General features: G+C 39.4%; 4 protein-coding genes. All 4 read left to right on the top strand.

The genetic code is table 11. The features are described 5' to 3' along the window. Positions 1 to 72: 72 nt before the first annotated feature. Positions 73 to 4,200: a PKD domain-containing protein gene (locus ACESMA_RS04735; protein ID WP_372947624.1), complete on the top strand. Its 4,128-nt coding sequence runs from the start codon at positions 73 to 75 to the stop codon at positions 4,198 to 4,200. A gap of 79 nt (positions 4,201 to 4,279) precedes the next feature. Then, on the top strand, positions 4,280 to 7,660 hold the full coding sequence (locus ACESMA_RS04730; RefSeq protein WP_372947623.1) for a M6 family metalloprotease domain-containing protein: 3,381 nt from the start codon (positions 4,280 to 4,282) through the stop codon (positions 7,658 to 7,660). Between the two features lie 164 nt (positions 7,661 to 7,824). After that, complete coding sequence (locus ACESMA_RS04725) at positions 7,825 to 10,347, top strand: right-handed parallel beta-helix repeat-containing protein (RefSeq protein ID WP_372947622.1); 2,523 nt, start codon at positions 7,825 to 7,827, stop codon at positions 10,345 to 10,347. 333 nt (positions 10,348 to 10,680) lie between these two features. After that, the coding region (locus ACESMA_RS04720) for a hypothetical protein (RefSeq protein ID WP_372947621.1) at positions 10,681 to 12,647 on the top strand (1,967 nt) is incomplete at its 3' end.

Below are 12,647 nucleotides of genomic sequence, written 5' to 3'. Positions count from 1 at the left end.
ATATCAATTTGTGGATTAATTGAAATTTGCAATTGTACTTTTAGAACAGTTAAACCAAAATTTAATCATATTATGAGAAACATTTACACTTACATTTTATTGGTTGCATTGATTTTTACTTTTAGTAAAATCACAATAGCACAAACACATTTTACTCCTGTTTACGGAGAAATCACCCCCCCGGGATTTATGAACATAAATTTAATGGAAGCAAAAGTCAACGGGGTTAATCTTGTTGCAGGAGATGAGATTGGTGTTTTCGACGGAGACATCTGTGTTGGAGTTGTAGTTCTTACCGAAGAGCTTGGAGAATTTGATGATCTATTGACAATTGCAGGTCAGGCAGGAGAAGATGATGCAGGTACAATTTCAAAAGATGGATTTACCATTGGGAATTCCATCTCATACAAATTCTGGGATGTTTCAGAAGAGGAAGAAATTGCCGCTGTTACATCTATTTATTATAATGTTTCAGAAGGAACTGTAATTGATCCTGCTCCAGTTTTTCAGGAAGGAGAATCTGTTTTTGTTGTTTTACTGGGAACCCACAATTACAAACCGGTTGCCGATGCAGGCACCGACTTTTCCATTGATGAAAAAACAGCAGGACAACTTAATGGATCAGGTTCGTCAGACCCGGAAAGTGCCACACTTACTTTTCTGTGGAAAGACATTGATGGTTTCGGATTAACAGATTTTACATCAGAAAATCCGGCATTCACTGCTCCGTCTGTTTTGGCAGATGCCACTTACCGGTTTGCCTTAACTGTAAACGATGGGGAAAGAGATTCTGAACCGGATACCGTTGTGGTTAAGGTAGTTGATGTGCCATTACCACCAACAGCGGACGCCGGAACTGACTTCGAGGTGACTGAAGAAGAACCAGGACAACTTGACGGCAGTGCCTCCAATGACCCGGAAGGACTAGCCATTACCTATTCATGGGAAATTCAACCGCCAGATTTTACGCTGGATGATGCCACATCGGCTACTCCATCATTTACAGCACCTACAGTAACTTCTGATACCGAGTACCTCGCCATTCTTACGGTAACCAACACTGTACCGCTTAGTTCAAAAGATACCGTTGTAGTTACTATAAAAGACTTCAATCGCAAACCTGTTGCTGTTGCCGGAGATGATCAGCAGGTTGATGAAGGTGTCACAGTTACACTTGACGGTTCTACCTCATCTGATCCTGACGCAGGAGATATTATTACCTTTCTTTGGATAGCACCCGATGGAATTACATTTGACGGCGACAATACCAATCCGGCAGTTACCTTTACTTCGCCGGTTATAATTGAAGATTTTAAGGATTACGAATTTAAACTGGTAGTGAACGATGGGAAACTGGATTCTGACACGGCTTTCGTAACGGTTCGCGTAATTCACGAAAATATCCCACCGGTTGCCGATGCAGGACCAGACCAAACAGTAGATGAAGGAGATGTGGTACAACTTGACGGAACCGGTTCTACAGATACCGAATTGAAACCATTGACTTATTTATGGACTGCTCCGGCAGGCATAACACTGGATGATCCAACAGCCGCAACTCCATTATTTACCGCTCCGGAAGTGCATGAAAACACGGATTTGGTATTCACTTTAACTGTAGATGATGGCATTTGGACTTCAACACCTGATGATGTAATAATATCAGTACTTCACATTAACAAACCCCCTGTTGCTGATGCCGGCGAAGATCAGACTGTTGATGAGGGTTCGGTTGTACTTTTGGATGGAACCGGCTCGTCTGATCCCGATGAACTTGATGTTTTAACATACACGTGGACCTCGCTTGACGGAGCAGTGTTGGATGACAATACATCTGCCCAACCTTCGTTTACCGCACCAGAACCACCGGCTTTAATGAAAGACAGTACCTTCAGGTTTGAATTGATTATTAATGACGGAACAGTGGATTCTGAACCGGATACCGTTTCTGTATTTGTTGTACACACTAATATTGTACCTGTTGCTGATGCTGGTGCTGATTTCGCAATTAATGAGAATGAAGCAGGGCAATTAGACGGATCTGGCTCAAGTGATCCCGAAGGTGCAGATTTAACCTATTTGTGGACTGCACCCACAGGTTTTGTAATTGATGATCCTACTGCTGAATCTCCAACATTTACTGCTCCCGAAGTGGAAGAAGATACTGATTTTGAAATCACTTTAACTGTGGATGATGGGGAAGCAGAAAATAACACGGCTTCTGATGTTGTTATTGTAACTGTTAACCACATTAATAAACCACCCGTAGCTGATGCCGGAACTGATTTCTCAATAAGAGAACAAAAAACTGCCAGTCTTGACGGAACAGCATCTGCTGACCCTGATGCGTTGGATAACATTACTTTTAGCTGGACTGCTCCGGCAGGCATAATACTGGATGATGCCACATCGGCCACTCCATCATTTTCTACACCGGCTGTAACAGTTGATACCGACTATACTTTCACATTGGTGGTTACAGATGGCTCAGCAGAAACCGATATTGCAACTGTTACTGTAACTGTTACTGAAAATAAAGCTCCGGTTGCCGATGCAGGTGAAACGCAAAAGGTTTATTCAGACAATTTGGTTACCCTTGACGGAACCGGCTCAAGCGATCCCGACGGAGATTTAGTAACCTATGCATGGACTGCACCTGCAGGTATTACGCTCACCAATCCGGGGACTGCCAATCCAACTTTTACAGCACCCAAAATTGATGGACAGGCAAATTACACCTTCACATTGGTTGTTACCGATGATTTGGGCCTGACCGATGAAACTACAGTGGATATTACAGTTGTGGGGAATTTACCTCCGGTTATTGTAACAGAGACCATGCTTGAAGTAAGAGAAGGCCAAATCCTTACATTGGATGCATCCGACACATATGACCCCGACGGTGACGAACTGGTTTTCAGGTGGTCCACTTTGTATGAAAACGAAGCTGATTTAGTTCAGTTTAGCGATTCATCTGCACAGGTGACGACAATTACAGTTCCCGAATTTGATGAATACACCGTTTTAAAATTAAAGCTTCAGGTTAATGATGGCATAGAAAGGGTAATGGAAATCATTGAGCTACACATAAGGGAAAATACTGCGCCTGTTGCAGATGCAGGAGCTGATATTACTGTAAACGAAGGTGAAATGTTCACACTCGATGGTTCAGCTTCATCTGACCTGGAAGGAGATGCACTGAGTTATATCTGGAGTTCAGATGATTTAACCATTGATAACCCAACTCTTGAAATGGCTCCGTTAACTGCTCCCGAAGTAACTGAGAATATGACCTATCATGCAATTCTTGTGGTAAACGATGGCATCCTGAGTTCAGAACCGGATACCGTTACTATTACCGTTCTGAATATAAATCTTGCCCCGGTTGCCGTTGCTGGTGAAGATATTGTAGTAACAGAAGGGGAAGAATTCACCCTGAATGGAAAAGGTTCATTTGATCCTGATGGGGAAGAAATTACCTTTACCTGGAGTGCAGGAGACATTGTACTTGAAGATGCCACTCTGGATTCGATAACAGTAACTGCACCCGAAGTGCATGATGACATTACTGTTCCGGTAGTATTGGTTGTTAATGACGGCGAACAGGATTCAGAACCAGATACCGTTTTGGTTACAGTTCTGCATGTGAACAAAGCTCCTGAGTTTGATCCTGTTGAAAACGTGACCGCCGATATTGGTTACGGATTTTCTGCTACTGTTTCTGCAACTGATCCGGATGCTTTGGATGATTTAACCATTTTTGCCGATGATCTTCCTGAATGGATGACACTCACCGATAACGGTGACGGCACAGCTACTCTGGCATCCGATTCTATTCCAAGAGTGGAAAGCCTTTTGGGTGAACATACATTTACACTAAAAGCCAGTGATGGTGTTGAAACCGTTGAAACTTCATTAACTTTGAATATTACCGTTAAAGTTGGAATTAACGATATTGAATTTGCATCATTAAAAGTTTATCCGAATCCAACAAACGGACTGGTGAATATTCAGTTTGAAACTTTACCCGAAAACGGAACAAAAGTGCAGGTATTCAATCAACTTGGGCAAAATGTTCTGTTTAAACAGGTTGACGGTCTAACAACCCAGATCGATCTTTCGGCAAATCCCGCCGGAGTTTATTTTATAAAAGTTTCTTCTCAAAATACGAATCGCACAGAGAAAATAACCTTACGATAGAATTTTTAAAAATCATCAAAAATCCCTGCAAGTTTTTGCAGGGATTTTTTAATTATTACTAAAACTCAACTTACCAGGTGTGAAAAAACAAACCCTTCCCTTCTTTTTATGCTTATTGATCTTCCTGATTTCAAAAAGCATTTTTGCTGCCTACCTAAGAAATGTCCCGGTAAAAATCACACAGCCTGATGGCCAAATAGTTAGTTGTTTTGCATCGGGCGATGAATTTTATAACTGGCTGCATGACGAACGAAACTTCACCATTATAAAAAATCCCAATAATGGATTTTATGTATTTGCTGTAATAGAAGACGGAAAACTGGCACCTTCAGAATTTATTGTTGGAACGGATGATCCGCAAAATTCAGGAATGGAACCGGGAATAAATGTATATCCTGAAAAATCTTTGCTTAAATCAACTGAACTCCAAACAAAAAGCAGCTATATATCAACTGGTGAACTTAATAATATTGTCATTTTTATACGGTTTGCTGACCAAAGTGAATACATTACGCCCGTTTCGGATTATCAGAATATTTTTAATGGTAATGATTTTAGCTTATATGATTATTTCAAAGAAGTCAGTGGGAATCAGCTCAGTATATCTTCAACTTTTTATCCAATTCCACATGAAGGCTGGGTACTTTCTTACCAGGACCCCTACAATAGAAATTATTATCAGGCCTATGATGCTACCACTAATCCATACGGATATTCCAATGATGATGAACTTGTGGAACGGGAACATACCCTGTTGCAAAATGCAGTAAAGTTTGTAAAACCGGCAATTGAAGCAAGCGGACTCAATTTTGATGCAGACCAGGATGGCTATGTTGACAATATTTGTTTTATCATCCAGGGAAATGTAGAAGGTTGGTCAGATTTGCTCTGGCCGCATCGCTGGGCACTATATTTAAAGGAAGTTTTTATAAACAATGCCAGGGTTTGGGATTATAATTTTCAACTTAGTGAAAGTACTAATGTTTCTGTATTATGCCATGAAATGTTCCATACTCTTGGAGCTCCTGACCTTTATCATTACAGCCATGATGGTTTAAACCCTGTGGGTGGATGGGATTTAATGGCATGGGACAATGCCCAGCATACCACCACCTGGATGAAATATAAATATGGGAACTGGTTTAGTACCATTCCTGAAATGACATCCAGCGGTTCCTATAAACTGCCGGCTGTTTCAGTAAATCCGTTTGCTTGTTACAAAATTCCGGTTCCTGAATCAGATTCCGAATTTTTTATGGTAGAGTACAGAAAAAAAACCGGATACGATTCTAATCTGTATTATAGTTATGATGAAGGACTCCTGGTTTACAGGGTTAATCCGGAAATTACCGGAAACAGGAATGGTCCGCCTGATGAAATTTATATGATCCGCCCCGGTATTGATGAAAATTCAGAGAACGGATTTTTGGAAAATGCAACCTTTTCAGATGTTGAAAACCGAAGTGAACTGAGCAGTTTCAGCGATCCTTATCCGTTTCTTGAAAATGGCACAAAAAATTCATTCAGTATTTACGATGTTAAATTAACGGGAGACAGCATTGAATTTAAATTCTATACTGGTGAACATATTTTCGCTAATTTTTCAACTTCGAAAACAAATGTGAACGCAGGTGAAAAAGTTAATTTTACCGATTTGTCAACCGGTAGCCCAACTTCATGGTTATGGAGTTTTGGTGACGGAGAGTTAAGCACAGAGCAAAATCCTGAACATTATTATCTAATTCCCGGAGTTTACTCAGTTGAATTAATTATATCCGATGATTTCCATTCCGATACCATTTTTAAAGAAAATTATATAACCGTATTTCCTCCTCCCGACTGTCCTTCTTATTTCCAATCAGTTTGGAATGGAAACGGGTTCGATCAGATGAACATTAACATTTTAGTGGCCCAACTCGATGGAATGGATTTACAGCCCGGCGATGAAATCGGCGTTTTCGATGGAGATTTGTGTGTGGGATTCGGCAAAGTTGCGCAAACAGTCAGTTTGGATAATGTTCTGGTTGTTGTTGTTTCCCGCGACGACGGAACCGGAAACGGATTTACTACCGGGAACAACATCACTTACAAATTATGGGATTGCAGCGCTTCGGCGGAATTCCCGGTTCAAAGCACCCTGTATTTCAACAACATGTTGCAACCGGTTGATGAACCCACATTTAATGCCGGAGCAACCGCATTTGTGGAATTATATGGAACAAGCCAGACTGAGATTTCCATGGACCTGCATTTTAATTCGGGCTGGAATCTTTTCTCTGCACCCGTTCATTCCAAAACCTCTGACATGAAAACCCTGTTTCAACCGCTTATCGATAACACCTCACTGGTAAAGATCCAGGACGAGCAGGGAAATGCGATGGAAGACTGGGGATTTCTTGGTGGTTGGAAAAATCTTATCGGTAATATTCAGACCACTGAAGGATATAAAATTAGAGTGACTTTTGATGAAACGCTGGAAGTTAACGGAGAGCCTGTGGAATACCCGTTTGCCATTCCGCTCAGCAGCGGCTGGAACATTATGGGTTATCCGAAAACCACACCTTTTGATGCCATGGAAATTCTGCAACCGCTCATTAACAAAGGTGCATTGCAAAAAGTACAGGATGAAGCAGGAAATGCCATTGAAAATTGGGGATTTCTTGGGGGTTGGAAAAATCTTATCGGAGAATTTGTCCCGGGAGAAGGATATAAAATCAAACTTGCGGTGGCCGATACGGTCTGGATTCAGGAATCCTATCCAAAGTCTGTCGCTTCACTTCCGCAAGAAGTGGCAACTTCCCATTTCCGCCCTAAATATGAAAACAACGGATTGGACCACATGAATTTAAACATCAGTGAGCTGCCGATTTCTCTTCTTCAATCTGGTGACGAACTTGCTGTTTTCGACGGTAATATTTGTGTGGGTGCAGTAACCCTGCTACCCTTGCATTTGAATTCAGGAACAGTTTCTGTTCCTGCCTCGGCAGCCGATGATTTTGGAATGCCCGGATTTACAGAAGGCAATGAATTTACCTTAAAACTGTGGAGTACAAAACAACAACAGGAATTTGAACTGGAACCTGAAATCCTGAAAGGACCAGGCTTTTTTATAAAGCACGAATCATCTTTTCTGAGTTTGGGAAAATATGCCACCACCAAGTTAGACGTAGAATTGCTCTCTGCTAAAACTGAAGTCAACTATTATCCGAATCCGTTCAGCGATGATATTACTATTGAAATTAATCTGGCGGAAGATGCGGAAGTGCAAATTGAGGTTTTAAACCAATTGGGACAACGAATTCAAATGGTTACAAATAAGTTGCTTCTGCAAAATGGTAGAAACAAGTTTAGCTGGGATGGAATAAATTACGCAAACCAACAGGTTTCGTCAGGGATTTATTATTTAAGGATTGTTCTTGCAAATGAAATAATCATAAAAAAATTAATTTACAGTAAATAAGGTTAATGCACGGATAATTTTAAAAAAGTAAAATTTCTGAAAATCAACATAAAGGCACGTATTTCCGGGAAAAATGTGAAAAAAGTCAAATATTAAATTATTTTTGAATTGAAAAACCTTTCGTAAAAGTTATTTTTGGACGCAATAAAAAGCCATTTTAAAGAATGACAATTCTTAAAATAAAAATCAATATTATTATAAGTATAGTATTATTCAGTTTGAATAATACTTCCGCACAGAATTTGATTAAAAATCCAGGCTTTGAGACAGGAGACTTTATGCCGTACTGGGCAATCTGGCCTAATAACGTTACCAATATTGCAACAATAGATGCTGTTGATCCTTACTCGGGTTTCAACAGCGCAAAACTTACCGGCAACGAAGTATATCTATACCAAAGGGTTAATCTTGAGCCTAATACCACTTATACCTTAAAAGCTTCTGTAAAATCCCTGTCAAGTACGCCGATTCTTCTTGGTGCAAATAATTTTGGAAATGAATTGGTTAGTATTACATTTGAAGATACAGATTTTAAAACTGATAGTTTGACTTTTACCACCGGCGCAAATCCGGATAATGATCCCACTATCTATATTTACAAAACTGAAGGAACAGGAGATGTTTGGGTAGATGCCATTAGTTTGGTAGCAGAATTTTCAGGCCCTGTACCTGACGAACAGGCAGGATTGGGTACTTACTACATCAGTCCTCAAGGGGACGACAACAATACCGGTACATCACCTTCCGAAGCCTGGCAAACAATAGATAGGGTAAACCAAATGATTTTTCAACCAGGAGATCAGATTTTGTTTGAGGGTGAAAATACTTTTACAGGAACTCTCCGGTTGAACTCATTCGATTCCGGAGTAGCCGGAAACCCGGTAACTATAGGTTCTTATGGTTCAGGCAGGGCTACCATTAATGCCGGAGCAAACTCAGGATTTGTTGCAGCAGATTGCCAATTTCTTAACATTTATAATCTTATTTTTACCGGAGATGGCCGAAAAACCGGGAACGAAGGAAATGGTATCAGTTTAAGTTATTGTTCCAACATTGTTGTTGACAGTGCTGAGATCAGAGGATTTCAGCACTCAGGCCTGACTGCCAGATGCGTAGGTGATAATCTGCAATTTACAAACATTTATGCCCATGAGAATGGTTACGCCGGAATTTATATATCTGGTAATTATAAAACTTCACTGTCAGATATTTACATAGGACAAAGTATTACCGAGAATAATCCTGGCGATCCTACTGTTTCAGATAACCACAGTGGAAGCGGAATTTTTGTTTACAATGCCAGTAATATTCTGATAGAATATTGTGTAGCATCCAACAATGGCTGGGATATGCCCCGAACCGGAAATGGCCCTGGTGGAATTTGGGTTGCCGAAGTGGATGGTGCAGTTATACAGCATTGCATTTCACATGATAACAAAACATCTGATGGAGGACTTGATGGAGTTGGGTTTGATTTAGATGGAGGAACAACTAATTCAACCATTCAGTATTGTTTATCATATGACAATCATGGTGCAGGTTATGCTGCATTTCAATATAACGGTGCCACAAACTGGGGAAACAACACCATCAGGTATTGCATTAGCGAGAATGATGGAAATATTTCAGGAAAAGGCAGCATTGAGTTCTGGAATGGGACAAATGACCTGAATACATTCAAAGATCTTTATTTCTATAACAATGTAGTTTACAATTCAGATGGACCGGCTTTGGCTTTTTTAGATCACCTGAATAACAATTTCAACTTCCATAATAATATCTTTGTTTCTAAACAAAGCAACGTTTACAACGGAATTGACGAAGAAAATTTCCAGGGAAACTGCTGGTATTCATTTAACAATTCGTTTTACCTGGATTCCGAAATTGTTTTTGACCAGTGGGCTCAAACCAATAATCAGGAAATGCTGAATGGTGAGATTGTTGGAATGTACACCGATCCCATGTTCCTAAATCCCGGAAATACTGCGATTACTGAACCAACCCAATTAACTGAAATGATTAGTTATACTGTTCAGGGAAATTCGCCTGTAATAAATGCAGGACTGGATCTAAATTCACTTTTCAATATAAATCCGGGAACTCAGGACTTCTCTGGTTATCCCTTAATTCAAGGAATAGATATTGACATGGGAGCCTACAAGTACCAGGAAAAACAGGAATTAACTTTTTCTCCCGGCTGGAATATTGTTTCCATGCGGGTTATGCCGGCAGATTCAGACCTATTGAATATTATACAACCACTTGTTGATTCAGGCAACCTGAAAAAAGTGATGGACGAAAGTGGAAATTCCATTGAAGATTTTGGCTTTTTGGGCGGATGGACAAACAACATCGGAAATCTGGACAGAACAAAGGGGTATAAAGTAAATGTTACCTCAAAAGATACGCTTGAAATTAAAGGTACCGGAACAATTTCACCTGTGGAGATACAACTTTCCCCAGGATGGAATATTATTTCCTGGCCATTGGTAAATGAACAGGATGGTCTCGAAGTTTTTCAATCATTAATTGACGAAGGATATTTGAATAAAGTAATGGACGAAAACGGATCATCAATAGAAGACTATGGCTTTTTGGGAGGTTGGAAAAACAACATTGGTAATTTAAAACCCGGCAAGGGGTATAGGGTAAACGTTACGGCCAATTGTTCATTGACAATAAATTAATAGAATGCACTTGATACGTCGGATTTATCTTTTATCGGTGGATCGCACTTATAATCTTTTGTAGAAAAAGCTTTGGGATACAATGTCCCAATATAATACTGCTTTCTCTTTTTTACAACATCTAAAGTAAAAGTTTTCAATTACTTAATTATTATGGTATATTAATTGCAATTTATAGCTTTATTTTTTGTTTATATTCTTTAGTTTTGACGTAAAATAACTTAAAATTACCAGATTTTTTTAAATCACAATTTGTAACATTGTACACGTAAATATGGGAAAACAAACAAATTCACATAAAAACTTAAAATATTATTTTATTAAACCAGTATTATGAAAAAACATTGGACGCAGTTAAAATTTGTTTCACTTATAGCAATGTTAATCTTTATTCTTATCGTGAATATTGATTTATTAGCTCAACCAACACAAAAAAGCAATGGGCCAAATTTGAAGGAAGATGTTTTAACCCAGATTGAACAAAAGGTAAATAACCTTATTCAGACAGAACTGCAAAACCTTCAAAAAACAGATAATTCACCGTCAGTTTACACAAAATCATCAATTATAAAAGATATTCCGGTAAAAGCGGCCGTTAGCGAAAGTGATTCATTAATATTGGTAAACTTATACAATGTTACTGACGGAGATAACTGGACAACCAACACAAACTGGCTTACAGGTCCTTTAAGTACATGGTACGGAATAACAATTGAATCAGATTTTGTGACCGAGATACGATTAAAAGACAATAATCTTTCCGGAGAAATCCCGGCTGACCTCGGACAATTAATTTCGCTCGAATATCTGGCTTTGGATACCAATCAGTTAACCGGGCCAATACCTGCCGAACTGGGCAATCTTGCAGAACTGGAATACCTGTATTTGAACGGGAATCAATTAACCGGAACCATTCCGGTTGAGTTGTTCCAACTCACTAACCTCGACCTATTGTATTTAAGTGACAACCAACTATCCGGAACCATTCCCGATGGCATAGAACAACTTTCAGGGTTAAGGTGGCTTGATTTGAGTCACAATCAATTTTCAGGTTTTGTTCCTGAGGAATTCGGACAATTTCCATTGCTGCAGTTCCTGGATTTGGGACAAAATCAGTTTACTGATACCATTCCGGTTTCGTTGGCACAATTACCCAGTCTCAGGTGGTTGGTGTTAAGTGAAAATCAGCTGAGCGGTAAAATTCCTGTGGAATTGGCTAATCTTTCAAATCTTGAACAATTGTATCTCGACGCTAATCAGCTAAATGACACTATTCACTTAGAATTGGGCCAGTTAACCAACATGCGATGGTTGAATCTGGGAAAAAATCAGCTTACAGGAACTATTCCAAATGAGTTGGAACAATTAACAAATCTCAATCTGTTGTATTTAAATGAAAACCAATTAACGGGATCAATTCCTGCAGAACTTGGTCAATTACCGGAATTCAGGTGGATAGATTTAAGCCAGAACCAATTAACCGGAGACATTCCTGATGAAATATGGCAACTTTCCAATCTTGAATTTATTTACCTATACTCCAACCAGCTAACAGGTAACTTGCCTGCTCAAATAGGACAAATTTCCAGTCTTTATTGGGTAAATTTAAGTCAGAATCAATTAACTGGTGCTGTTCCCGAAGAAATTAATCAATTAGGCAATTTGCAAATCCTGAATTTGCAATCAAATCAATTGAGTTCGCTGCCCGAAATAACCTTGCAGGCCAACCTGATTTTTGTTGATGTTTCCAGTAATAATCTTTCATTTGAAGATTTGGAGTATAACATGGATTTGGATCTATCCATCGATTTCTTTTATGCTCCTCAGGACAGTATCGGCACAAGTCAAACCATAGCAAAAATCCCAGGGTCTAATTTTAGTTTTGCTGCGCCAACAGGAGGAGAACTAAATAATTACCAATGGTACAAAGATGATGTATTATTGGATACTCAAACCGGGGCGGATTTAGTGATTGACAATTTAGCTTATGAGGATTCCGGGAAATACCATTGTGTAGTAACAAACAATGTTGTAACAGATTTAACCCTCACAAGTAAGAAAATAACACTCAAAGTGGATGAATCTGCAGAAACCTGCCAGAAACTGGTGTTCGGTGAAGGCTGGCAGATTTTTTCTGCTCCTGTGACACCTGATTCAGCAGACATAAAATTCCTGTTTCAACCACTTATCGATAATTCTACTCTTGTAAAAATCCAGGATGAAGAAGGAAAAGCAGTAGAAGATTTTGGTTTCCTTGGAGGCTGGCGAAATTTTATAGGTAATATTTCTCCTGATGAAGG

The organism is Mariniphaga sp., assembly GCF_041687215.1.
In the GTDB taxonomy this organism is placed as follows: domain Bacteria; phylum Bacteroidota; class Bacteroidia; order Bacteroidales; family Prolixibacteraceae; genus Mariniphaga.
This window is presented reverse-complemented; position numbering and strand designations above follow the sequence as displayed.